Here is a 23,478-nt window from a genome sequence, read left to right on the forward strand (position 1 = left end):
ACCCACCCGATGCCGTACCGCCGTCGCCGCTCCCGGACGCTCCGTACGGTGTGCCCGGGCGCGGCGGCGGTACGGGTGGTGGCCCGGCGGGGCGCGGGGCGGGCGGGGCCGCGCGGGACTCCGGGATGCTCGTCCCCCTCCCCCCGTCAGCCCTCCACGGCGCTCAGGTCGATCCGCGCGAGCCGTTCCGGGTCGGCCAGGATGTCCACTTCGAGGACCCGGCCCCCGACGACGGTGAACGCGATGACGGAAGCGGGGTGCCCGTCGCGGTACGCCACCACGCCCACCGCGCCGTTGACCAGCGCGGGCCGGTGCACCGCCGCCGGGTCCCGGAAGGTGATCGCGCCCCGGGCCACGGCCTGCGCGCCGCGCACCACGGCGGAGGGCACGGGCCCGCCGGTCCCGTGGTCGGCGCGCAGCACCACGTCCGGGTCGAGCACACGCAGCAGTCCCTCGAAGTCGCCCTCGCGGGCGGCGGCCAGGAACGCGTCGACGACCTCCCGCTGGCGCACCGGGTCGGCGTCGGGCGCGGGCGACCCCTGCACCCGGCGGCGGGCCCGGCTGGCCAGCTGGCGGGTGGCCGCGGGCGTCCGCCCGACGACGGGCGCGATCTCGTCGAAGGGCACGCCGAACAGGTCGTGCAGGACGAAGGCGAGGCGCTCGGCCGGTGCCAGGCTCTCCAGGACCACCAGGAGGGCGAGCCCGACGGAGTCCGCGACCAGCGCCTGCTGCTCGGGGTCGGCCGTGTCGGCCCGCTCGACGACCGGGTCGGGGACGTGCACCCGGGCTTCGGCGGGCTCCAGGGGCGCCTCGTGCCGCGCCGTGCGGCTGCGCAACATGTCGAGGCAGACCCGGCCGACCACGGTGGTCAGCCAGCCGCCCAGGTTCCGCACGCCGGAGGCGTCGGCGCGGTCGAGCCGGAGCCAGGACTCCTGCACGGCGTCCTCGGCCTCGCTGAGCGTGCCGAGCATGCGGTACGCCACCGCGCGCAGGTGCGGCCGGTGCTCCTCGAAGCGTTCGGCCAGGAACTCGGTCTCGTCGGTCACCGGTGCGTCTCCTCGTCTTCCGTCGTCCACCACCTTGACGAGGGCGGAGCCGCGAATGTGACAGGCGGGGCGCGGTGGGCGTCCGAACCGGGCCCGGGCGGCCCCGGCACCGGTTGTCAGTGGTGGGTGCCACCATGATCCGCATGAAGACCTTCCAGTGGGGGCCGCTGCTCGAGCGGTGGAGCGAGGAGTGGCTCGAAGGGCTCGCCAAGGCGGAGCCCGAGGAGTTCGAGGAACTCGACGAGGTGGTGCGGCGCGAGCGCTGGATGGGGTTCGCGCCGGCCGGTGCGGAGCAGCTCGCCGCGCTGGAGGAGCGGGTGCGCGGCCTGGGTGTCGAGGTGCCGCTGCCGCCGTCGCTGCTCGCGTTCCTCGCGGTGAGCAACGGGTGGCGCTACACGGGCGGTTCGTTCTACCTGATGGCCGGTGCCGAGGGCATCGACGCGTACGGGGACCCCTACGGCCTCCAGGAGGTCTACGAGGAGGGCCTGGGCGACGGGGCGACGCCGGAGGAGGTGCGGGAGGCCGGGATGTGGGGCCGCGCCCTCCAGCTCGTCCTCGACTCCGACATGACCGACGTGCTCCTCGACCCCGGTGACGTGGGCGGGGACGGCGAGTGGGCGGTGTACGTGTACCGGGGCTGGAGCGGTGAGGCGCCCGCGCGCCACGCGTCGTTCCGGGAGTTCATGGAGCAGGAGTACCTGCACTTCTACGCGATGCGCGGCAGCGACCCGGAGTTCGAGACCTCGGTGACCCGCGAGCAGGACGCCGCGGTGGAGCGGGCCAGGGCGGCCTGCCTGCGGGGCGAACTGGACGCGGCCCTCGCGGTGTTCGAGGAGGCCGAGGAGCTGGGCAGGCCGCGGGCCCATTTCCTCGCCGCGCAGTTGCGGTCGTTCCTGGGGGTGGTGCGGACCGTGGCCGTGGAGCCGCTGATGGACGACCCGTTCTACGCCCACGAGGTGCTGCCGCCGCGCGTCGTGGAACACCTGCGCACGCGCCGGGCGGACGACTTCTTCCTCGGCCCGGACACCGAGGAGAACGCGCGCGAGCGCCGACGTGTCGCGGCCGTGGTGGAGCGGGTCGCCGGGCGCACGCACGCGTACACCGCGCCGGGTGCCTTCGGGGACGCGGTCGTGACGGCCAGGGAGCTGGCGCGCTGGGGCGACACCGAGGGCGCCTGGCGCGTGCTGCTCGCCGCGGTTCCGCTCTGGGAGCCGTACCACGAGGACCACGTCGCGCCGCTCGGCCTCCTCGGGGACCCGCTGCTCGGCCCGGTCATCACGCCGGAGCGCGGCCGCGAGCTGCTGCTGACCGCCCGCGCGGGGCAACCCGGCACCGGGGAACGGCAGTCGACAGCACCGGAGTCGATACCATCCGCCGCCGCGGACACCGCCGGGGAGCCCGTGCGGGACGGCCTCGGCTGGCTGGCGGACTCGGTGCCCGACGGCCTGAACAGTCGTGACCCGTACCGGTTCGTCCTGGTGGCCGGGGTCGGGCCCGAGGAGCTGGCCGGGCGGTTCGGGACGGGACCGCTGGAGGCGGTGGCGAACGAACACGAGGTCTGGCGGCTGCGGTTCGTCCAGGGGCAGGCCCGTGCGGAGCGGGCCGTCCGGGTCGGCGCGCGGGACGGGTGGAGCTTCGCCTTCGAGTCCTCGCCCGTCACGCTCTTCGACGCGGACCGGCTGGTCGCCCCGGGCACCGCGCTCTCCGCGGGCACCCGCGCGCTCACCGTGTGGCGGGCCGAGGACGCCTTCCACTTCGCGTACGCCGAGGACGGGGAGCAGCGGTACGCGTTCACGGTGACCGGGACCGGGTGGCAGCGGGTGGGCGAGCTGCCCGACGCGCTCGATCCGGCACGGCTGTTCCCGGGCGCGGGCGGGGCGGGCGAGGCGGGCGCGGACGGTGCGGTGGAGGCGGGCGCGGACGGCGCGGACCGTTTGGGCGAGGAGGGCGGGAGCGGCGAGGAGCGGTTCGTCGTGGACGCGGCGGGGGAACGGGCGGCGCTGGAGGCGGTGGCGGCGGAGTTCGGCGTCTCGCTCCCCCGGTTCGCGCTCGACCGGGGCAGGCTGCCCGTGGTGTCCACCAAGCCGTGGCTGAGGCCGTACGGGTCCGGGGAGTCGTACGCGACGATCTCCTTCGGCTCCTCGCGGCCCGGGCAGACCGGAGCGGAGTATCCCGGAGCTGAGCGAACCGGAGCGGAGTGAACCGGAGCGTCGTCGGGTGAGCCGGTGAGGTCGGGAGGAGAGGGGCGGAGAGGGGCCGAGCGGAGCAACCGGGGTCGCGCGGGCGGGTGATGACCGCGTCCGTCCACCCGGCGAGGGGAGGGCGGGGCCTAGGGTCTGGCCGACCCACGGGGCGGGACCGGCTCCCGCCGGACGCCGTCGCGCCGTGGGCCCGCGCCCCTCACTCCGTACGAAGGACACCATGTCCGCATCCACGCCCTCCCCGTCCTCGCCCGCGCCGTCCTCCCCGTCCTCGCCCTCGTCCCCGTCCTCCGGCGACGGCCGGCGCGGCCCTCTGGTCCCCGCTCCCTCCGCCGGGTCGTCCGGCTCGTCCGGGGGCGCAGGCGCACGGCCCACGGTGTGCCTGTGCATGATCGTGAAGAACGAGTCCGCCGTGATCGCCCGCTGCCTGGAGTCGGTCCGGGACCTGATCGACTACTGGGTCGTCTCGGACACCGGCTCGGACGACGGCACGCAGGACCTCGTGCGGGCCGCGCTGGAGGGCGTGCCGGGCGAGCTGCACGAGGAGCCGTGGGTCGACTTCGGGCACAACCGCACCCTGAACGTCCGGCGTGCCCGGGGCAAGGCGGACTACCTGCTCCTGGTGGACGCCGACATGGTGATCCGCCGGGAGGGCCCGCTGCCGGTGCTGGGCGCGGACGCCTACATGGTGCGCCACAGCGGCGCCACCGAGTACCGGATCAAGCGCCTGGTCCGGGGTGACCTGGACTGGCGGTACGTGGGCGCCACGCACGAGTACCTGGACTGCGACGAGCCGCAGCGGGTGGCGGAGCTCGACGCGTGGGTGGTGGACCACTTCGCGGACGGGGGCTCGCGGGCGGACAAGTTCGTCCGGGACGCGCGGCTGCTGAGGGCCGACCTGGAGCGCGACCCGGAGAACACGCGCACGGTGTTCTACCTCGCCCAGACCCTCAGGGACCTGGGCGAGCGGGAGGAGGCCGGGGCGCTGTACGAGCGGCGGGCGGCGATGGGCGGCTGGGAGGAGGAGGTGTACTACGCGCTGCTGCAGGCGGGGAACCTGGCGGCGGACGGCGGTGACTGGGCGCGCGGGATGGACCTGCTGGTCCGGGCGTGGGAGTCCCGGCCCCGGCGCCTGGAAGCGGTCTACGAACTGGCCTCGCGGCTGCGGCTCCAGGGCCGGTACCGCACGGCCCACGCGCTGCTCGAACAGGTGCTGGACCTGCCGCGGCCCGACGACTGGCTGTTCGTGGACGGCTGGGTGTACGAGTGGGGGCTGCTCTTCGAGTACTCGATCACCAGCTACTGGACCGGTCGCCCGCGGGAGAGCCTGGAGGCGTGCGACCGGCTGCTCGCGCTGCCGGGGCTTCCGGAGTCGTACCGCGAACAGACCCGTGGGAACCGGGAGTTCGCGCGACTGCGGGTGGCGGAGGACAGCGGGGCCGATCCTCAGGAGCGCCGGGTGCGCGCCGCCAGGTAGGCGATGGGGACGCTGCCGGCGAGGCCGCCCAGCAGGACCAGGGCGACGCCCACGCCGAACAGGCCGGTGGTGTCGTCCGACCAGTCGTAGTACGCCGCGCCGGTGAGGCCGGCCGCCGTGCCCAGCGCCACCGCGAGCGGCTCTCCCCGGCGCGCCACCGCCAGCACCAGGGCCAGCAGCGTCACTCCGAGCCCGATGACCTGCCACGCCTCGTAGGGACCGGAGACGGAACCGTCGGGGTGCACGTCGCGCTGCTGGTCCCAGCCCAGCCAGGCCGCCCAGAGGGCGAGCGCCACCAGGGCCACGAGGACGCCGGTCACGAGGGAGCGGACGGTGAGCCCGGAGGGAGTGGGCCTGGAGAGCACGGGCCCGGAGGGGGTGGGCCGGGAGGGTGCGGGCTCGGGGAGTTCGTTCGTCATGGCCCCAGTCTTCGGTCCGGCCGGGCAGCCCGGCAGCGCGCGGATACTCATGTCGCGGGGTGATCTTGGTGAGTACGGGCGCTCTCCCGCCACTGCGGCCCCTACCGTGGCTACCGTGGGCCCATGCGCGACGACACGCCCCGTGAGGACCGCAGGGCCACCCTGGCCCGCACCTTCGACGAGGACGCCGAGCTCTACGACCGGGCCAGGCCCGGCTATCCCGACGGGCTCTTCGACGACCTCGCCGCGCTGACGGGCACCGGACCCGGCTGTCGCGTCCTGGAGGTCGGGGCGGGCACCGGAAAGGCGACCGTGCCGCTCGCCGAGCGCGGCTGCCGGGTGACCGCCGTGGAGGCGGGGGCGCACATGGCCCGCGTCGCCCGGCGACGGCTGGCCCGTTTCGACGTGGTGGAGGTGGTGACCGCGGCGTTCGAGACCTGGCCGCTGCCCGCGGAGCCGTACGACGTGGTCGTGGCGGCGACCGCGTTCCACTGGCTCGACCCCGCGGTGCGGGCGGCCCGGTGCGCCGACGCGCTGCGGCCCGGGGGCGCGCTGGCCGTGGTGGTCACGCAGCACGTGGCGGGCGGCACGGAGGAGTTCTTCGCCGAGGTGCAGGAGTGCTACGAGCGCTTCGACCCGGACACTCCGCGCGGGCTGCGCCCCCCGGCCGCCGGGGACGTCGACCGCGCGGAGCACGCGGACGAGGTGGTCCGCAGCGGCCGGTTCGGTGACGGGGCCCTGGACGTGCGGCGCCACGAGTGGGAGCTGACCTACCCGACCGCCGCGTACCTGGACGTGCTGCGCACGTACTCGGGTCACCGGGCGCTGCCGCCCCGGGCCAGGGAGGGGTTGCTGCGGTGCGTCGGCGCGCTCGTCGAAGGGCGCTACGGCGGGCGCGTCACCAAGCGGTACCTCACCGAACTCCGGGTCTGCCGGACGCCGGTGGCACCTGCCCGGGGGTAGCCGCCACCAGTAAGGAGGCGGAGAAGGAGGACGGTACGCGGGCGGGCGGGGCGCCCGCCCGCGTCGCCCGGCCGTCACTTCACGGGGTCCGCGTGGATCACAGGGTCCGTGCGAAGAGCGCGAGCAGCTCGCGCCAGTGCCGGGCGTCGGCTTCCGCGTCGTACGCGGAGGTGTCCTTCTGCGTGTAGCCGTGCGAGGCGCCGGCGAACACCTCTGCCCGGTACGTCAGCCCGGCCTCGGCCAGCGCCTCGTCCAGGGCGGCGATCTGCTCGGGCGGCATGGAGGAGTCGTTGTCCGCGTGCCCGAGGAACAGCTCGGCGGTGATGTCCTTGGCGAGCCGGTGCGGGCTGTCCGGCCCGTCGCCCGCGAGGTTGCCGCCGTGGAAGCCGCCGACGGCGGCCACCCGGCCGGGCTGGGCGGCGGCCGTGCGCAGCGCGAGCCCGGCGCCCAGGCAGTAGCCGGTCAGGCCGACCGGGCCGTCCGTGGCGAGCGGGGACCCGGCGAACCAGTCGAGGTAGGCGGCCGCGTCGCGGACGACGCGCTCGGGGCTGAGCGTGCCCATGAGGGGCATCAGCTTGCCGAAGAGGGCGGGCCGTTCGTCGGGCCCGATGAAGTCCGGCAGGTCCACGACGGGCGCCCGGCCCTCGCGGTGGAAGACGTTGGGGAGGAGGACCGTGTACCCCTCGGCGGCGATCCGCTCGGCCATCGCCAGGGAGGCGGGCCGGGGGCCGAAGGCGTCGGCGTAGTAGAGGACTCCGGGGTGGGGCGCCCCGTCGTCGGGGTGCGACACCCAGCAGTCGATGGTGCCTTCTGGGGTGGACAGGTCCAGTGCGAAGCTGACTACGTCTGTCATGCCTCGCACGATAGACCCGCGCCCGGCGCCGCCTGCGCGTCCCTGGCCGGACCCGGCCGCTCATATGGCCGGTTCGGTGTGCTCCGCACCCGGGGAGTGCGCCCCGGGAGGCACGCAGTCCCGTACGCCCTGTGCGCGCCCCCGTGGCGCCCTCCACCATGGGGGGACGCGCACCCCCGACTCTCCGCCGTACCCCTGATGCCGGCCCTGCCGACGGAGACGCCGATGACCGCGACAGCCGACCGGCCCGCCCGGGCGCTCGACCTCCCTCCGTTCTTCTGCCCGATCCCGTCCGCGGGGCATCCCGACGCCGAGCGGATCGACGGCGACTCCCTGGCCTGGGTCGCGGGGCTCGACGCGGTCGGCCCCGGAGGTCTCGGGCGGCTCGCGCGGGGGCGGCGCGGCCTGGCGGCCGCGTGGGCGCACCCGCAGGGGATCCCCGAGCGGGTCCGGGTGCCCGCCGACCTGATGTACCTGGCCGACGCCCTGCGGGACGGCACACCGCCGCCCGGTGCGCGCCGGCTGCACGCCGCCCTGGGCCGGCTCGCCGCGGCGGCCGAGCCGCCCGGTGCGCCCGACGCGCTCGACGACCCGTGGCTGCGGGGGGTGCGGGACGTGCGGCGGCGGCTCGTCCAGTGGGCGACGCCGTTGCAGGCGGCGCGCTGGGGCGGGGCGTGGCGTCGGCTGCTGATGGGCTGGTCCTGGGAGGCCGCCGTGCTGGCCGAGGGGGCCGTGCCGGGGCTCGACGAGTACGTGGCGCTGCGCGCGTACGGCTCGGCGGGGGCGGAGTCCCTGACCGTCCTCATCGACGCCGTCGACGGCTACGAGGTGCCGGCCCGCCAGCTGGAGGCCCTGCCCGTGCGGGCGCTCACCGAGATGAACTGGCTGGTCACGGCGCTCGACGAGGACCTGTGCCGGTACGAGCACGGCCGCCGGGACCGGCTGAACGTGGTGGACGTGGTGGCGCGCGCCGAGGGGTGCTCCGCCGATCAGGCGGTGCCCTCGGTGGTCTCGATGCGCGACCGCGTGATGTGCCTGTTCCTGCGGCTGGGCACGCAGGTGTCGGCGTACGCGTCGTACGAGCTGCGGCGGTACGTGGACGGGCTCGGCCGGCAGGTCCGGGCCGGCATCGACCGGGGCACCGGCCGCCGCTCCGGCCCCTTCGCCCCGGACGGTCCGCCCGGGATCCGGGTGCGGCCCGGGCCGGTGTGCACGGACGTCCCCCGGGACGACCGCCACGAGCCGGTGGGGGTGCCCGCCGTCGCGTGGTGGTGGGACCAGCTGCTCTGAGGGACCGGGCGCCCCCGCTCGACCCTCAAGGTCAGCCTTAGGGTGAGACGAGGAGGGGTGTGCCGGGGCCGCCGGCTGCGGCCGCGGCACACCCCGCCCGTGCCCTGTGCGCCTGTCCGGGCTGGTGTCAGCCCTTGGCCTTCTGGGCCGGGATGCTGTCCGTACCCGCCGGCCGCTCGACGGTCTGGCTGTACTTGCTCTGGGCGTTGTCGCCGGTGGAGCCGTTGGCCTTGGCCTTCTTGGCCGCGGTGTTGTCCGTGCCCGCGGGGCGCTCGACGCTCTGGCTGTACTTGCTCTGGGCGTTGTCGCCGGTCGAGCCGTCACCCTTGGCCTTCTTCGCCGGGATGCTGTCCGTACCCGCGGGGCGCTCGACCGTCTGGCTGTACTTCGAGTTCCCCTGGTCGCCACCGCCGCCGTTCTCGCTGGCGTTGGCGACGCCCGCGAGGGCGAGCGAGCCTCCCAGGACGGCGGTCGAGGCGACGGCGACGGCGATGCGCTTGACGTGCTTCATGTGAGCTCCCTGTGTCGGGGTGGTCCTGCTCTGACACCAATGAAGCTACCGAATCGGGCATTTCACCCTTGTTTGTCTTGATCACCTAAGGCACGGGCCCCGCGTCAGGACTTCTCCGCCGGGGCCGGTCCCGCCTTGCGTAGCGGCACCTCGATCACGAAGAGCGCCGCGACGAAGGCGAGCGCGCACAGGACCGCGCCGGTCAGGAAGACGTGCTGGGTGCCCGAGGCCACCGCGACCGGGTCCGCGCCCCGCGCGCCGACGGCGCGCGCGAACAGCGAGCCGAAGACCGCGACGCCGAGCGAACCGCCCAGCGTGCGGGAGAGGTTGACCGCGCTCATCGCCGCGCCCATGTCCCGCATCCCGACGCTGTTCTGCGCGATGGTGCCCGCCATCTGGAGGGTGAAGCCGAGCCCGATGCCGACCAGGACCATGTACGCGCTCGTCAGGAGCCGGGGCGTACCGGCGTCCATGGTGGCGAGCAGCCCCATCCCCGCGGTGAGGAACGCGGTGCCGAGCACGGGGAAGACCTTGTACCGGCCGGTGGCGGACATGACCTTGCCCGCGAGGGTGGAGACGATCACCACAGGGACCATCATGGGCAGCATCAGCAGACCCGAGTTGACGGCGGAAGCACCCTGCACCGACTGCTGGAACAGGGGCAGGTAGAGGCCCGCGCCGAACATGACCACGCCCCCGGCGAGGGTCAGGACGGAGGCCAGCGGGAAGTTGCGGTGCCCGGTGAAGACGGTGAGCGGCAACAGCGGTTCGGCGACGCGCCGTTCGACGCGCACGAAGAGCGCGAGTCCGGCGACCGCGACCACGCCGAGGCCGATGACCTGCCAGGAGCCCCAGGCGTAGGTGGTGCCCGCCCAGGTGGCCGCGAGGACCACGGCGGTGACGGCGGCCGTCAGCAGAGCCGTGCCGGCCCAGTCGATGCGGGCCTCGCGCCGCGCGGTGGGCACGTGCAGCAGCAGCGCCAGCCACACCAGGGCCACCAGGCCGAGGGGCAGGTTGACGTAGAACGCCCAGCGCCAGCCGAGGTGTCCGGTGACGAAGCCGCCGAGCAGCGGGCCGCCGACGGTGCCGATGGCCATCACCGAGGCGGTCATCCCCTGGTAGCGGCCGCGTTCGCGGGGCGGCACGAGCGCGGCGATCAGGGCGAAGGCGCCCGCGCCGATGCCGCCGGCGCCGACGCCCTGGAGCGCGCGGAAGGCGATGAGCTGGGGCATCGACTGGGCCGCTCCGCACAGCGCTGAGGCGGCGACGAACACCGCGACCGAGGCGAGGTAGACGCCCTTGCGGCCCAGGAGGTCGCCGAGCTTGCCCCAGACCGGGGTCGTGACGGCGGTGACGAGCGTGTAGGCGGTGACGACCCAGGAGATGTGCTCCAGGCCGCCGAGGTCGCCGACGATCGTCGGCATGGCGGTGCTGACCACCATGTTGTCGAGCATCGACAGGAGCATGGCGAGCATCACGCCGAGCAGGACCCAGCGGACGTTCCTGGGGACGGACTCGGGGGCCCGGGGAGGGGAGGCGATCGCGGACATGGCTGATCACTCCTTTCGCATGGCGTACGGATGGCCTCTCCGGCGGGTGACCGCAGGAGGGGAAGGGCGGCCGGGCCGTGCCTCGCTGCCGCCATTCCAAAAAAGCACATCGACTCAATAAGTGCAACAGCTCAACTTTTGAAGTCACTGCACTCAAGGGTTACGATGGCGGCATGACCGACACCGAGACCGGCGCCCCCGCGACCGCGCCCCCGGGCCGCCGCGAGCGCAAGAAGGCGGCCACCCGCCAGGCCATCGCGGACGCCGCGCTGCGGCTGTTCCTGGAGCGGGGGTACGACGACGTGGGCATCCGCGAGATCGCGGACGCCGCCGACGTGTCCACGACCACGCTCTTCAAGCACTTCCCGGTCAAGGAGGCCCTCGTCTTCGACGAGGACGCCGTCCACCTGGAGCGGCTGCTGGCCGCCGTGCGCGAGCGCGCCCCCGGGCAGTCGGTCCCGGCGGCCCTGTGCGCGCACGCCCTCGCCCACCGCATGGCCGACAAGGACGGCGACCCCGGTTTCACCGCCTTCTTCGACCTGGTCAACAGCACGCCCGCACTGCGCGACTACGTACAGAACATGTGGCTGCGGCACACCGCCGCACTGGCTTCGGCCATCGCCGAGGCCGACGGCCTGCCCGAGGACGACCCGGCCTGCACGGCCCTGGCGCACTTCGCGCTGGAGGCCCCGCGCGCGTCACGCGGCCAGGCCGACCCCCGCGCGGCCGTGGTCCGGGCGTTCGAACTGCTGGAGCGGGGCTGGGGCGACGTCTCGGGGCGCGCGTAGCGCCACCGGGGATGCGGGATCCGGCATCCGGGACGCGGGATCCGGGACCGTACGACGGAGGCCGCCGTACGGACCGAGTACGACGACTCCGTCCGCACGGCGGCCTGGGCCCCCGCCCTCACACCCAGCCCGGTCTCACGTCAGGGCGCTGCGCCGCTTCCACTGGGCCCAGCTCTCCTGCCAGTCCTCCAGACCGTTGCCCACGTCCGTCTTCTCCGTGCTGGAGGAGCCCTTCACCTCGACGGTGGAACCGATGAGCAGGAAGTCGTACGCCGTCTTGGCGTCGGCCTCCGTCATGCCGAAGCAGCCGTGGCTGTTGTTGGCCGTGCCGAGCTGCTTGTTCCAGGGCGCGGAGTGCAGGAACGTGCCGGACGCCGTCAGGTGGGTGACCCACTTGGACGGCAGCGACCACTGGTTGCCGTAGCCGATGGTGGCGGAGTCCATGGTCTCGGAGGCGTTCTTGCTGCGGACCGTGTGGACGCCGCCCCGGGTCGGCGTCTCCTGCGAACCGGCCGATCCCTTCAGGGTGTCGACCTTCTTGTCGCCGTCGTACAGGGTCAGCGTGTGCCCCGGGACGTCGATCACTCCCTTGTGGTCGGGGCCGATCGTGAAGTCGAAGTCGTAGTCGCGCGCGAACCACCCGCCCGCGCCGGAGTCGAGGCCGCCGAGCGCGCCCCGGACGGAGACCTTCGTACCCGCGGGCCAGGGGTCCTTGGGGCGCCAGTCGATCCGGTCCTTGCCGCCGTAGTCCTTCACCCAGCCCCAACTCCCCTCCACCCGGGGCTTGGTGGTGACCTTCAGGGTCTTCTCGACGGCGGCCCGCCGCGCCTTGTCCACCGGGTGGTCGAACAGGATCGAGACCGGCATGCCCGTCCCGACGGTCGAGCCGCCCGCCGGGGCGTTGGTGAGCTTGTTGGTCCTCGGCGCCTTCCTGGTGGTGAAGGAGGCCGTGAACGACTTCTTCCCGTCCGCTCCCCCGCCGCCCCGCCCGGCCGTCGCCGTGCTCGTCACCCGGTACGTCGTACCGGGCCTGACGTCCCGGTCGGAGACCCAGCCGGTGCCGCCGCCCGTCAGGTGCCCGGGCAGCGCCGCGCCGTCGCCGTCCTTGACCGCGACCGACAGCAGCGTGCCGCCCTGGACGGCGGCCTTGACCGGAGCGCCCAGCGGGGCGTCCCCGCTGCCCGCCGCGGGCGTGACCGTCACCTGCGGGCCTTCGGGGCCGTGCCCTTGGGAGGCGGGGTCTCCGCCCGCCCCGGCGCAGCCGGCGAGGAGCAGGGTCCCCGCGGTCGCGGCGGCCGTCAGTGTGGGCGCCAGGGTCCGTATGCCACGCATCGCGCCGGTCCTCCGAGAAACATCGATCCGGGCGAACGCCTTCCCCGCCCGCCGGGGCCGCGAAGGCGGTCGCTCTGCCGGTTGTCGAGATGCCGTCGGGTCACGCGCGGTTTCAGGAAGGCGCGCGAGCGGGACGAAGGAGGGCTTTCGGCCCCGGAAGGTCCGTCCGTACGGCCTTGGCCGGGGTCGGGTGGCGTCGCGTACGGGCGCGGGGACGGCGGGCGCGTACGGGTGCGGGGCCGGGCAAGCACGGTGAGTGGCGCGCCCCGGGTGGGCCGGGCCTTGCGGACGCGCGGCGTCAGGGGCCCGGGACGGGGGGCAGAGGCCGGGGACGCGGAGGGTCAGGACTCCACGTAGGTGGCGAGGTGGGCAAGCGAGGAGGCGATGCCCGCCTCGTGGTCCGCCTGGTCGATGCCGGGCGGCACGTCGGTGGCGGTGACCGTGACCTCCGTACCGGTCGCGGTCCCGGCCAGGTCCCACGTCATCGTCATGGTGCCCGCGTACGCCGGGTCGTCGGACGCGAAGACGGCCCGCTGCACCACGCGCACGGCCGGTACGAGCTCGGCGAACCCGACGTCGACGACGTCCGTGGCGTCCGAGGACTTGCCCGGCGCGTCCGAGGCGTCCAGGTGGGTCAGCACCATGCGGAAGCCGCCGCCCGGGCGGGGGTCCCAGTGCTCGACGCGCCCCCGCATCCCGTCCGGCGGCAGCCACGACTCCAGTGCGGCGCGGTCCAGGAGCGCCGCGTAGACGGCTCCGGGCGGTGCGGCCACGCTGCGCGCGGCGCGGTCGGTCCTGGTCATGGCCCGAGGGTAGCGGGGCGGCACGGCGCGGGCCCGTCGGCGCCGGGCCCCGGTGCGCGCGGGGGCACGGTGGGCATGGGCCCGGCGCCGGGGGCTCCGGTTCAGCTGCCGATGGGGATGCGCAGCAGCTGGCCGACGACGATCTTGTCCGGGTCGGTGATCTGGTCGGGGTTGGCGCGCACGATCCACGGGTAGCGGGCGGCGTTGCCGTAGTGGTGCTTGGCGAGCGCGCTCAGGGTGTCGCCGCGCACCACGCGGTGCAGCCGGTAGCCGTAGTAGCCGGGCACGATCCGGGGACCGTAGATGACGGGCACGCTGACCAGGTTGATCTCACTGCCGTCGTGGGCGCTGACCTCGAAGACCTGGACGATCAGCCGGTCGAGCGCGAAGGAGGCGTGCGAGACGTCGACGGAGAGGTGGAACTGACCGTGCTCGCCGGAGCCCCCGCCCACCATGAAGCTGTCGCTGACCTCGTCGTGACCGTCGCCGATGCGGTACGTCAGCGTGGCCTCGAACCCGGTGCCGATCCCCCCGACTTCGATGGGGTTCCCGACCAGGTCGAGCGTGCGCGGCTGGTCCAGACGGTTCGTCATGGGGCCTCCTCGGGCGGCGTTGCGTGAGGGGGGCGGCTGGCTCCAGCATCGGGGTGGGGAGGGCCGTGGGCCAAGAGCCGGATTCGGCGTACCGTGCAACGGACTCGAAGCGGCCGTTCCGTTCGTTCCGCACGCCGCCCGCACGCCGCCCGCGCGAAGTCCGGCGTGCGGAGCGGACGTTGACGTCCACGCGAGGTCAGGGCGCCGGTTCAGGCGTCGGCACCCGTTTCCTGACGATCCGTCACCACCGGCTCGGCGACCGGCGGTCCGGGCTTCTCGGCGCGCGACCGGGAGCGCGACACCGCGACGCCCGCCAGGCAGAGCACGCCGCCCAGCAGGGCGAGCCAGGTCGGGACCTCGTCGAGGAGCACCCAGCTGAGGGCGACGACGATGGCCGGAACCGCGTACGTGGTGGCGCCGAGCTTTCCGGCCGGGGTGCGCGCCAGGGCGTAGCTCCACGTGGTGAAGGCCAGGGCGGTCGGCACGACGCCCAGGTACACCATGTTCAGGGTCGCCGACATCGGGGCCCGGGGCAGTTCGTGGGCCAGCTGTCCGGCGAAGGGCAGGCACGCGACCGTACCGACGAGGCAGCTGAACGCGGTGACCTGGAGCGGCGTTCCGTACGAGAGGGCGGGCTTCTGGGCGACCACTCCGGTCGCGTACGCCACCGCGGCGAGCACGCACAGGACCACGCCGAGCACGGACGTCGGACCCGACGTGTCGCCGGACATGGACAGGCCCACCACCACGGCGCCGATGAACGACACCACCATGCCGGCCACCAGCCGGGGCGGCAGGGCCTCGCCGAGCAGCCGGGCGGCGAGCAGGGCCATCAGGATGGGGCCGATGTTCACCAGCAGGGCGGCGGTTCCCGCGTCGACGAGGCGCTCGCCCCAGTTGAGCGCGACCATGTACCCGCCGAACCAGACCAGGCCGGATATCAGAATGCCCCGCCAGGCCTCGCGGGGCGGGAAGCCCTCGCGGCGGACGAGGACGAGCACGAGCAGGACCACCGAGCCGGCGAGCAGCCGCCCCAGCGCGAGGGCGCCCGGCGAGTAGGCGGAACCGGCGCTGCGGATCGAGACGAAGGCGGACGCCCAGGCGAACACGGTGAAGCACACCGCGGCGATCGTGAGTGCGGCACGCGGGGAACTGCTCTGGCGGGATGTCATGGCGGCAACTCTAGGAGAGTTCCATTTCGGCGTCCACCGAAATGTTCGGTGGGCGATCCGGGGGTCAGGGTGGTCGGCGGGTGGTCCCGGAGGGTGGTCGGCCATCAGTCCCAGGCGGACGGCCGTCCAGCCCCGGCAGGCGTCCCCGTCCGGCCCCGGCAGGCGTCCCGTCAGGCCCCGGCAGGCGTCCCGTCAGGCCCAGGCGGACGGTTCGAGGCCGAGCAGGGTGCCGAACGCCCGCTCCCCCGCGTCCGTGACCACCACGCCGCGCCCGCCGCCGGGCGGCCGGACCACCCACTCCAGGGCGAACGCGTGCGCGCACAGCCGCGCCGCGGCCGCCCCGCCGAAGTGGCGGCGCCGCTCGGTCCAGTCGAGGCAGGAGCTCGCCAGCGGCCGGCGGCCGCGGCCGCCCAGGTCGACCCCCAGCCGGGCGAACCAGTCGCGCCCCTCCTCCGTCAGCTCGAACAGCGCCTCCGTGCGCAGCAGTCCGCCGCGCTCCATCGCGTCCGTCACGGCCATGCCGAAGCGTCCCGCGAAGTGGTCGTAGCAGGTGCGGGCCCGGGCCAGCGGGTCCGGCGCGGAGACCACCGGCACCGTGTGGGGCGCGTCCCGGTCGGGGATGGCGTGCGAGGCCAGTTCGTCGACGAGGCGGGCGGTGGCCGCGTCGGCGATCCGTACGTAACTGTGCCGCCCCTGCCGCTCGGTGACGCAGACCCCGGCGGCGAGCAGCTTGTTCAGGTGGCCGCTGACCGTGGAGGGGGCGACGTCCGTGACCCGCGCCAGCTCGCCCGCGGTCCAGGCCCGGCCCTCCAGGAGCGCCATGCAGATGGCGGCCCGGGTCTCGTCGGCCAGTGCGGCGGCGAGCCCGGCCAGGCGCGCGGCCGGGGTGGCCGGCGCCACGGGGGACCCGGGGGCGGAGTGCTGGTCGCGGGGAGTGGTCGCCATGGCTCCAGGATGCCCCATTCCTTCGTCAGGTGCCGAATGGTCCCGGCCATCGGGAGCCCGCGCCCGCCGGACCTCCGCGGAGTGCGGTGTGATCATGGAGGCCCGACACAAGGGATCATGAAGCCATGACGGCGTTGTTGATCGGATTGTCCTTGTTGTTCGTGTGGTCGGTGACCGCGGACCGGCTGGCCCGCTGGAGCGTGACCGCCCCTCTCGCGTTCGTGGCGGCGGGCATGCTCCTGACCGGGGGCCCCGACCCCGCCATCCGCATCGACCTCGACATGCACGGCATGCAGCGCGGCGCCGAACTCGTCCTGGCGGTGCTGCTGTTCCTCGACGCCTCCGAGGCCAAGGACTACGACCGGCTGCGGCGCACGGTCGGCGAGTGGCGGCTGCTGGGCATCGCCCTGCCGCTGTCCATCGTGCTCGCGACGCTCTTCGGGGCCCTGCTGTTCCCCGGCCACAGCTGGTGGCTGCTCGTCCTGATGGCCCTGGTGGTCATGCCCATCGACCTGGCGCCCATCTCGGCCGTCCTGCGCGACACCCGGATCCCGCTGAAGGTGCGGGCGGCGCTCAACTTCGAGGGCGGTCTCAACGACGGGCTGATCAGCCCGGTCTTCCTGTTCTGCGTCGCCAACCTGTCCTCCGCGCAGGGCAGCGGTCTCGCCGAACTGGCCTGGAACGCGGGCAAGCAGGCCCTCCTCGCGGTCCTGATCGGCGGCGCCCTGGGCCTGCTGGCCGCGTGGCTCGTCCGCACCGCGCACCGTGCCGGGTGGGCGGACGGCGGCAGCCTGCGCCTGGCGACCCTGGCGCTGCCCTTCCTCGCGTACGCGGCGACGGTGCTGGTCGACGGGAACGGCTTCGTCGCCGCGTTCGTCGCGGGCCTGTGCTACGCCCCCACCGCCCGTGAGCTGGCCGGCAACCTCGACCTGGTGCACGACGTGGCCCAGGTGATGGCCTTCGCGGTGTGGCTCGTGCTCGGCGGGCTGGCCACCGACGTGTTCTCGCTCAGCGGGGGCTGGGCGGTCTTCGGCTACGCCCTGCTCGCCCTCACGGCGGCCCGGTTCGTGCCCGTGTTCCTCTCGCTGGGCGGCCTGGACCTGAGGCGGCCGGAGCGGGCGGCCGTGGGGTGGCTCGGGTCGCGCGGGGTGACGTCCATCGTCTTCGGCATCCTGGCCGCCTCCCAGCTCCCCGACGACCAGGACACCCTGCTGGTCGTGAACGTGATGTGCGCGACCGTGCTGCTGAGCGTGGTGCTGCACGGGGTGACGGTGGCGCCGGTCGCCCGGTGGTTCGAGGGCCGGGACAGGGCGCGGGAAGGCACGCCCCGGGAGCCCGTGGGGTAGCGCCCGCGCCGCACCGTCCCCGTACGGACGCGCCGTACGCCCGCGCGGTCCCGCAGGCCGCGCGCACGCACCGGACCGGGCCCATGATGGCGGGACCGGCCGGGTGGCCCCCGGGCGTTCCCCGGACCGCGTCCGGGGTACGAGCCGGGCCCGGCCCGGATCCGGACCGTCCCGCCCGCCCCTCGCCCCCACGGAGTCGCCATGACCGACCACCACGTGCTGCTGATCTCCTTCGCCGACCCCGCGCGCTGCCGCGAGGCCTTCCGGGAGGCCGCCGGGCTGCCCGGGCTGAGCCACGCGGCCGTCCTTGAGCGGTCCGCCGAGGGCCTGCTCGACGTGCCGGAGACGTACGTCGGGGACAGTACGGGCCACGCGGTGGGCGCCGGGGTGGCCGGCGGTCTCGTGGGGCTCCTCGCGGGGCCGATCGGCGCGTTCCTCGGGATGGCCAACGCGAGCGCGCTGGCCGAGGCGGTGGAGAGCGCCCGCGAGGAGGAGGCGGGTGCCGCGCTGATCTTCGTGAGCAGCCGCATCGAGGACGGCACGTCGATGCTGGTCGTCGACGTGCACGAGGAGTCGCCGCGGGAGGCCGACGCGCTGGCCGCCCGGTACGGCGGCACCCTGGAGCGCCTCCCCGCCAAGGAGTTCGGCGCGCAGGTGCGGGCCGCGCAGAAGGCCGCCTCGCGCAAGGACTGAACCCTACGGCTCCCGCTCCTCGGGGCGCACGTCCACCTCCGGGCACCTGCGGCAGGCCTCCGGCCCCGTCTGGTGCCACCAGGTGCAGCGCGGGCGCAGGGCGCAGCGCGACACCGGGGCCGCGGGCGTGCGGGCCGTGAGCCGGTCGGCGAGGGTGCAGCGCGCACCGTCCCGGTTGAGGCAGTGCGCGACGCAGGGGGACGCCAGGCGCAGGAAGCGGCGCGGCTCGCTCCCCTCCGGCAGCGCGGCCAGGGCCGGTGCGGCGGCGAGCGGGGCGTCCAGGAACCGTACCGGGCCGTCCTCGCGGGTACGGACGCCGAGCACCAGCGCCTCCGGGGCGAAGGCAGCCCCGGAGGGGCACCACAGGTCCTCGGTCACGCGCGCCCGCCGCCCCTCGCCACTCCGCCCCTCACCCCTCCGCCCCTGGCTTCTCCCCCAGCGCCCGTCCCATCCGGACCAGCGCCTCGGTCAGTATCGCCGGGGAGGTGGCGAAGTTGAGGCGCACGCAGCCGGCGCCGCCGGTGCCGAAGACGTGCCCGGAGCTGAGGGCGACGCGGGCGCGGTCGAGGAACAGCCGTGCCGGGCCCTCGACTTCGGTGACCACGCCGGGGCCGTCCAGGGGGGTGTCGTCGTGCAGGCCGAGGCCGGTGCAGTCCAGCCACGCCAGGTACGTGCCCTCGGGTGGGACGTGGCCGATGCCGGGCAGGTGCTCCCCGACCAGGGCACCGAGCAGCGCCCGGTTGGCGTCGAGTCCGGTGAGCAGGGAGTCCAGCCAGTCGCCCGCGTCCCGGAACGCCGCCGTGTGCGCCTGGACGCCGACGTGGCTGGGTCCGTGGCCGACCTCCTCCGGCAGCCGCCGCAGGTCCCCGGCCGCCTCCGGCCCCGCGACGGCGAGGGCCGCCTTGAGCCCGGCCAGGTTCCAGGCCTTGGAGGCGGACATCAGGCAGAAGCCGTCCTCGGCGCCGGGCACGCTCAGGTACGGCGTGAACCGCGCGCCGGACAGCACCAGCGGGGCGTGGATCTCGTCGGCGACCACCCGCACCCCGTGGCGCCGGGCGAGCGCGGCGACCGCCTCCAGTTCCGTACGGGTGTGCACCACGCCGGTCGGGTTGTGCGGGTTGCTCAGCAGGAACGCGGCGCGACGGCCCCGCGCCCCGGTCCGTACGAACGCCTCCTCCAGTGCGCCGAGGTCCATCCGCAGGTCGGGGCCGAGGGGCGCTTCGAGGACCCGGCGGCCGTCGTGCGCGACGAACGCGTAGAACGGCGGGTAGACGGGCGGGCACACCACCACCGCGTCCCCCGGGTCCGTGACCAGGCGCAGCACCTCGACGACCCCGAGCATCACGTCGGGCACCAGCGCGGTGTCGGGGACGCGCAGGCCGTCCCAGCCCCAGCGCGCGGAGGCGAACGCGGCGAGCGCCTCCGCGTAGGCGGTGCCGTACGCGTACCCGGTGTCACCCAGGTCGACCGCGCGGTGCACGGCCTCGGCGACGGGCGGGGCGAGCGGGACGTCCATCTCGGCCACCCACAGCGGCAGTACGTCCTCGGGGTGGGCCCGCCACTTGGCGCTGCCGCGCCGGCGCAGTTCGGCCAGGGACACGCGGACCAGCGGGTCGGTGCGGCCGGCCCCCACGGGCGCCTGCGGGATCGTGTGCTCGCTCATGCGGTACTCCCCCCGGCCCACTGGCGGGCGGGCCTTCGAAGGTGTCCGCGCGGCGGTGCCCCGCCGCGCGGGAACGGGGTGCCCTGCTCGTGCGGGTCGCCTAGTCTCTCTGGGTTGCCGCAGCGAGGAGGAGACGAACGATGCCGGAACGCTACCCGCCCGTCGAGCCGTACGACCACGGCATGCTCGATGTCGGCGACGGCCACCGGGTGTACTGGGAGGTCGGCGGCAACCCTGACGGCAAGCCCGCCGTGGTGCTGCACGGGGGACCCGGTTCGGGCGCCGGGCCTGCCTGGCGGCAGCTCTTCGACCCCGCCGCGTACCGCGTCGTCCTCCTCGACCAGCGCGGCTGCGGGCGGAGCACGCCCGACGCGGCGGACCCGGCGACCTCGCTGGAGACCAACACCACCGCGCACCTGATCGCCGACCTCGAACTCCTCCGGAGGCACTTGGGGGTTGAGGCGTGGCTGGTGCTCGGCGGCTCGTGGGGCGTCACGCTGGCCCTGGCGTACGCGCAGCAACACCCTTCGTCCGTCTCGGAGTTGGTGCTGTTCAGCGTGACGAACACCACGCGCCGCGAAGTGGACTGGGTCACCCGGGACATGGGCCGGGTCTTCCCGCAGGAGTGGGAGCGGTTCCGTGACGCCGTGCCCGAGGACGAGCGGGAGGGGAGCCTGGTCGACGCGTACGCCAGGATGCTGGCCGACCCCGATCCGGCCGTCAGGGAGCGGGCGGCGCGGGAGTGGTGCCGCTGGGAGGACACGCACGTGGGAACGCACCCGGGGCACGCGCCCGACCCCCGGTACGAGGACCCGGCGTTCCGGATGCGCTTCGCGCGGCTGGTGACGCACTACTGGCGGCACGCGGCGTTCCTGGAGGACGGTGCGCTGCTGCGGGACGCGGGGAAGCTGGCCGGGATCCCGGGCGTGCTGGTCCACGGGCGGCTCGACATCAGCGGTCCGCCGGACACGGCGTGGAACCTGGCTCGGGCCTGGCCGGACGCGGAGCTGGTGCTGGTCGGGGACGAGGGGCACGGCGCGGGGCTGACGACGACGCGGGCGCTGCTGGCGGCGACGGACCGGTTCCGCCCGTAGGGACCGGCCCTCGTGAAAGGCGCGGGGTGGTGCGGGTGGACCCCGCGCGCCGGGCGCGCGCTTCCACCGGTCCGCTCCCGGGGGCCGCGCCCGCCCCCGTCTCCTTGACCTCAAGTTAAGTCGAGGTCATAGGTTCCTCCCATGAGCATGGAATCCACCGCGTGGACACAGCTCCACAACGTCATGACCGCGCAGCGCGAGCGGCGCCCCTTCGACCCCGCCACGGTCCGCAGGATCGGGGCGTTCGCCCGGCCGCACCGGCGCCGCATCGCACTGTTCCTGATGGTCAGCATCGTCACGGCGCTCCTCGCGGTGGCCACTCCGGTGCTCGCCGGACGGGTCGTGGACGCGATCGTCAACGGCGGCGAGAGCGGGACGGTCGTCCGGCTCGCCCTGCTGATCGCCGTGATCGCCGTCGCGGAGGCGGCGGTCGGCATCGTGAGCCGCTGGCTCTCGGCGACGCTGGGCGAGAACCTGATCCTGGACCTGCGCAAGGCCGTCTTCGACCACGTGCAGCGGATGCCGGTCGCCTTCTTCACCCGTACCCGTACGGGAGCCCTGGTCAGCCGCCTCAACAACGACGTGATCGGCGCCCAGCGGGCCTTCAGCAACACGCTGTCCGGCGTGGTGAGCAACCTGGTGACGCTGGTGCTGACCCTGGTGGTGATGCTGGGGATCTCCTGGCAGATCACCCTGCTCGCCCTGGTGCTGCTGCCCGTCTTCGTCCTGCCCGCCCGGCGGATGGGCAGCCGGATGGCGCGCATGCAGCACGAGGCGGCCGAGCACAACGCGGCGATGGGCACCCGGATGACGGAGCGCTTCTCGGCGCCCGGGGCAACGCTGGTGAAGCTGTTCGGGCGGCCGGCCGACGAGTCGGCCGAGTTCACCGCGCGGGCCCGGCGGGTGCGCGACATCGGGGTGCGCACGGCGATGGCGCAGACGGCGTTCATCACCGCGCTGACCCTGGTCTCCGCGCTGGCCCTCGCCCTGGTCTACGGCCTCGGCGGCTACTACGCGCTGCACGGGCGGCTCGAAGCGGGCGCGGTCGTCGCCCTCGCCCTGCTGCTGACCCGGCTGTACGCGCCGCTGACCGCGCTGGCCGGGGCCCGGGTCGAGGTGATGAGCGCCCTGGTCAGCTTCGAGCGGGTCTTCGAGGTGCTCGACCTCAAGCCGCTGATCGTGGAGAAGCCGGACGCGCGGGAGGTCCCGCAGGGGCCGGTGTCCGTGGAGTTCGACGACGTGCGGTTCGGCTACCCGTCGGCGGACAAGGTGTCGCTGGCCTCCCTGGAGGAGGTGGCGACGCTGGACACCCGGGGCGGCGAGGAGGTGCTGCACGGGGTGTCGTTCCGGGCCGAACCGGGCCAGACGGTGGCGCTGGTGGGGTCCTCGGGCGCGGGCAAGTCCACGGTGGCGCAGCTGCTGCCGCGCCTGTACGACACCGACGCCGGGGCGGTGCGCCTGGCCGGCGTGGACGTCCGCGACCTGAGCGCGGACTCGGTGCGGGACACGGTGGGGATGGTGACGCAGGACGGGCACCTCTTCCACGACTCCGTCCGCGCCAACCTGCTGCTCGCCAGGCCGGACGCCTCGGAGGACGACCTGTGGGACGCGCTGCGGCGGGCCCGGCTGGACGGCCTGGTGGCGTCGCTGCCGGACGGCCTGGAGACGGTGGTGGGCGAGCGCGGCTACCGGCTCTCGGGCGGTGAGCGCCAGCGCCTGACCATCGCCCGGCTGCTGCTGGCCCGCCAGCGGGTGGTGATCCTGGACGAGGCGACGGCGCACCTGGACAACACCTCGGAGGCGGCGGTGCAGGAGGCCCTGGCCGAGGCCCTGGCGGGCCGGACCGCCGTGGTGATCGCGCACCGCCTCTCCACGATCCGCTCGGCCGACCAGATCCTGGTGGTGGAGGCGGGGCGGATCGTGGAGCGGGGCACCCACGAGGAGCTGCTGCGCCGGGGCGGACGCTACCTGGAGCTGCACCGCACCCAGTTCGAGCGGCCGGGGGAGGCGGCGGCGCGGGGGTAGGACGCATCCTCGTAACTGGCCTGTCCGGTCAGCGGGTTGGCGGATCGTCCGGTCGGCGGTTGGCGGGTCGTCCGGTCGGCGGGCGGGGGTGCGGTGCGCCCCCGCCCGCTCCCGCCATCCGTCCGCCACCGCAGTCGGCCCGCTACCGGCGTCCGCCGAACTCCCAGTCGTGCGTCTCGACGCTCGCGTACGCGTCCGCGCCCAGCACCGCCCTCGCCCGCTCCGGGCTGTCGGCCCGCACCAGGGCCGCCGTGCCCACCCAGGTGCCGCCGTCGTCGGAGAGCAGCGGGCCGAACGCGATCAAGTCGTCGCGGTCCGACGGGAGTTCCGGTCCGTCACCCTCGGGGGCGCCGAGGGCCAGGACCAGGTGGCGGGCCCCCTCGGTGGGGCCGCCGGGGAAGTCCCACATGGTGCGGCCGAGCAGGTTGCGCCAGCGCCGCACCATCACGTCCCGGAACGCGCCCGCCTGGTAGTTGGGTTCGTCGAACGCGAACGCCCGGGCAGCGGCGGGGTCCGGCAGATCGACGATGTGGACGCTCCCGGTGGGCGTCTCGCCGTCCGCGGCGAAGGTCGGACCGCGCGCGATCAGTTCGGCCGCGTACCCGTCCATGTACGACCAGTGCGCTTCGGTCAGTTCCTCGCGCAGGCCGGTGGAACCGGCGCGGTCGCGGTGGTAGCAGAAGTACTCCATGATCACGGACCCTCTCCCGGCGA

At 74.6% G+C, this 23,478-nt stretch carries 22 protein-coding genes; 9 read left to right on the forward strand and 13 right to left on the reverse strand.

Annotated elements, in window-relative coordinates; genetic code table 11:
* Positions 1–146: 146 nt before the first annotated feature.
* The gene (locus ABT160_RS06000) at positions 147–1,046 is read right to left on the reverse strand and encodes a sigma-70 family RNA polymerase sigma factor (protein WP_351644063.1); all 900 of its coding nucleotides are present in this window, start codon (positions 1,044–1,046) and stop codon (positions 147–149) included.
* Positions 1,047–1,189: 143 nt separating this feature from the next.
* On the opposite strand from ABT160_RS06000, the gene ABT160_RS06005 reads away from it, so the two are divergent.
* Positions 1,190–3,247: an SMI1/KNR4 family protein gene (locus ABT160_RS06005; protein ID WP_351644066.1), complete on the forward strand. Its 2,058-nt coding sequence runs from the start codon at positions 1,190–1,192 to the stop codon at positions 3,245–3,247.
* Positions 3,248–3,635: 388 nt separating this feature from the next.
* Complete coding sequence (locus ABT160_RS06010; RefSeq protein ID WP_351644067.1) at positions 3,636–4,724, forward strand: glycosyltransferase; 1,089 nt, start codon at positions 3,636–3,638, stop codon at positions 4,722–4,724.
* Here ABT160_RS06010 and ABT160_RS06015 read toward each other — a convergent pair.
* On the reverse strand, positions 4,694–5,143 hold the full coding sequence (locus ABT160_RS06015) for a hypothetical protein (RefSeq protein ID WP_351644069.1): 450 nt from the start codon (positions 5,141–5,143) through the stop codon (positions 4,694–4,696). The genes ABT160_RS06010 and ABT160_RS06015 overlap by 31 nt on opposite strands.
* A 123-nt stretch (positions 5,144–5,266) precedes the next feature.
* Here ABT160_RS06015 and ABT160_RS06020 point away from each other — a divergent pair, with 123 nt between their 5' ends.
* On the forward strand, positions 5,267–6,106 hold the full coding sequence (locus tag ABT160_RS06020) for a class I SAM-dependent methyltransferase (RefSeq protein WP_351644072.1): 840 nt from the start codon (positions 5,267–5,269) through the stop codon (positions 6,104–6,106).
* Positions 6,107–6,203: 97 nt separating this feature from the next.
* Here ABT160_RS06020 and ABT160_RS06025 read toward each other — a convergent pair whose 3' ends face one another.
* Positions 6,204–6,959: a dienelactone hydrolase family protein gene (locus ABT160_RS06025; RefSeq protein ID WP_351644075.1), complete on the reverse strand. Its 756-nt coding sequence runs from the start codon at positions 6,957–6,959 to the stop codon at positions 6,204–6,206.
* A gap of 225 nt (positions 6,960–7,184) precedes the next feature.
* On the opposite strand from ABT160_RS06025, the gene ABT160_RS06030 reads away from it, so the two are divergent.
* Positions 7,185–8,249: a terpene synthase family protein gene (locus ABT160_RS06030; protein WP_351644078.1), complete on the forward strand. Its 1,065-nt coding sequence runs from the start codon at positions 7,185–7,187 to the stop codon at positions 8,247–8,249.
* A gap of 127 nt (positions 8,250–8,376) precedes the next feature.
* Here the strand turns inward: ABT160_RS06030 and ABT160_RS06035 are convergent, their stop codons facing one another.
* On the reverse strand, positions 8,377–8,760 hold the full coding sequence (locus tag ABT160_RS06035; RefSeq protein ID WP_351644080.1) for a hypothetical protein: 384 nt from the start codon (positions 8,758–8,760) through the stop codon (positions 8,377–8,379).
* 104 nt (positions 8,761–8,864) lie between these two features.
* Positions 8,865–10,310 carry an MDR family MFS transporter gene (locus ABT160_RS06040; RefSeq protein ID WP_351644082.1) on the reverse strand — a complete coding sequence of 482 codons (1,446 nt, stop codon included), beginning with the start codon at positions 10,308–10,310 and terminating at the stop codon, positions 8,865–8,867.
* A gap of 173 nt (positions 10,311–10,483) precedes the next feature.
* On the opposite strand from ABT160_RS06040, the gene ABT160_RS06045 reads away from it, so the two are divergent.
* The gene (locus ABT160_RS06045) at positions 10,484–11,098 is read left to right on the forward strand and encodes a TetR/AcrR family transcriptional regulator (RefSeq protein WP_351644085.1); all 615 of its coding nucleotides are present in this window, start codon (positions 10,484–10,486) and stop codon (positions 11,096–11,098) included.
* Positions 11,099–11,233: 135 nt separating this feature from the next.
* On the opposite strand, the gene ABT160_RS06050 is transcribed toward ABT160_RS06045, so the two are convergent.
* The 5 genes from ABT160_RS06050 to ABT160_RS06070 all read right to left on the reverse strand — a co-directional run bounded on the left by ABT160_RS06050 (position 11,234) and on the right by ABT160_RS06070 (position 15,943).
* Positions 11,234–12,430: a L,D-transpeptidase family protein gene (locus ABT160_RS06050; RefSeq protein WP_351644088.1), complete on the reverse strand. Its 1,197-nt coding sequence runs from the start codon at positions 12,428–12,430 to the stop codon at positions 11,234–11,236.
* A gap of 341 nt (positions 12,431–12,771) precedes the next feature.
* Positions 12,772–13,233: an SRPBCC family protein gene (locus ABT160_RS06055; protein ID WP_351644091.1), complete on the reverse strand. Its 462-nt coding sequence runs from the start codon at positions 13,231–13,233 to the stop codon at positions 12,772–12,774.
* Positions 13,234–13,334: 101 nt separating this feature from the next.
* Positions 13,335–13,826 (reverse strand): LysM peptidoglycan-binding domain-containing protein, encoded by a 492-nt coding sequence (locus tag ABT160_RS06060; protein ID WP_351644094.1) that lies wholly within the window; start codon positions 13,824–13,826, stop codon positions 13,335–13,337.
* A 209-nt stretch (positions 13,827–14,035) separates the two neighbouring features.
* Positions 14,036–14,998, reverse strand: coding sequence for a DMT family transporter (locus ABT160_RS06065; RefSeq protein ID WP_351644096.1), 963 nt, complete (start codon positions 14,996–14,998; stop codon positions 14,036–14,038).
* Positions 14,999–15,190: 192 nt separating this feature from the next.
* Positions 15,191–15,943 carry an ArsR/SmtB family transcription factor gene (locus ABT160_RS06070; protein ID WP_351644097.1) on the reverse strand — a complete coding sequence of 251 codons (753 nt, stop codon included), beginning with the start codon at positions 15,941–15,943 and terminating at the stop codon, positions 15,191–15,193.
* 125 nt (positions 15,944–16,068) lie between these two features.
* On the opposite strand from ABT160_RS06070, the gene ABT160_RS06075 reads away from it, so the two are divergent.
* Positions 16,069–17,289 carry a cation:proton antiporter gene (locus ABT160_RS06075; RefSeq protein ID WP_351644099.1) on the forward strand — a complete coding sequence of 407 codons (1,221 nt, stop codon included), beginning with the start codon at positions 16,069–16,071 and terminating at the stop codon, positions 17,287–17,289.
* A 201-nt stretch (positions 17,290–17,490) separates the two neighbouring features.
* Complete coding sequence (locus tag ABT160_RS06080; RefSeq protein WP_351644102.1) at positions 17,491–17,982, forward strand: histidine kinase; 492 nt, start codon at positions 17,491–17,493, stop codon at positions 17,980–17,982.
* Between the two features lie 3 nt (positions 17,983–17,985).
* On the opposite strand, the gene ABT160_RS06085 is transcribed toward ABT160_RS06080, so the two are convergent.
* Both ABT160_RS06085 and ABT160_RS06090 read right to left on the reverse strand, forming a co-directional pair.
* Positions 17,986–18,360: a hypothetical protein gene (locus tag ABT160_RS06085; RefSeq protein ID WP_351644104.1), complete on the reverse strand. Its 375-nt coding sequence runs from the start codon at positions 18,358–18,360 to the stop codon at positions 17,986–17,988.
* 31 nt (positions 18,361–18,391) lie between these two features.
* On the reverse strand, positions 18,392–19,645 hold the full coding sequence (locus ABT160_RS06090) for a MalY/PatB family protein (protein ID WP_351644106.1): 1,254 nt from the start codon (positions 19,643–19,645) through the stop codon (positions 18,392–18,394).
* 140 nt (positions 19,646–19,785) lie between these two features.
* On the opposite strand from ABT160_RS06090, the gene pip reads away from it, so the two are divergent.
* Both pip and ABT160_RS06100 read left to right on the forward strand, forming a co-directional pair.
* Complete coding sequence (pip, locus tag ABT160_RS06095; protein WP_351644108.1) at positions 19,786–20,739, forward strand: prolyl aminopeptidase; 954 nt, start codon at positions 19,786–19,788, stop codon at positions 20,737–20,739.
* A 141-nt stretch (positions 20,740–20,880) separates the two neighbouring features.
* The gene (locus ABT160_RS06100) at positions 20,881–22,764 is read left to right on the forward strand and encodes an ABC transporter ATP-binding protein (RefSeq protein ID WP_351644111.1); all 1,884 of its coding nucleotides are present in this window, start codon (positions 20,881–20,883) and stop codon (positions 22,762–22,764) included.
* Between the two features lie 142 nt (positions 22,765–22,906).
* Here the strand turns inward: ABT160_RS06100 and ABT160_RS06105 are convergent, their stop codons facing one another.
* Entirely contained in the window at positions 22,907–23,455 is a 549-nt protein-coding gene (locus ABT160_RS06105; RefSeq protein WP_351644207.1) for a YciI family protein, read from the reverse strand.
* Positions 23,456–23,478 lie beyond the last annotated feature (23 nt).

The sequence above is a fragment of the Streptomyces sp. NPDC001941 genome, from assembly GCF_040296945.1.
Lineage (GTDB): Bacteria > Actinomycetota > Actinomycetes > Streptomycetales > Streptomycetaceae > Streptomyces.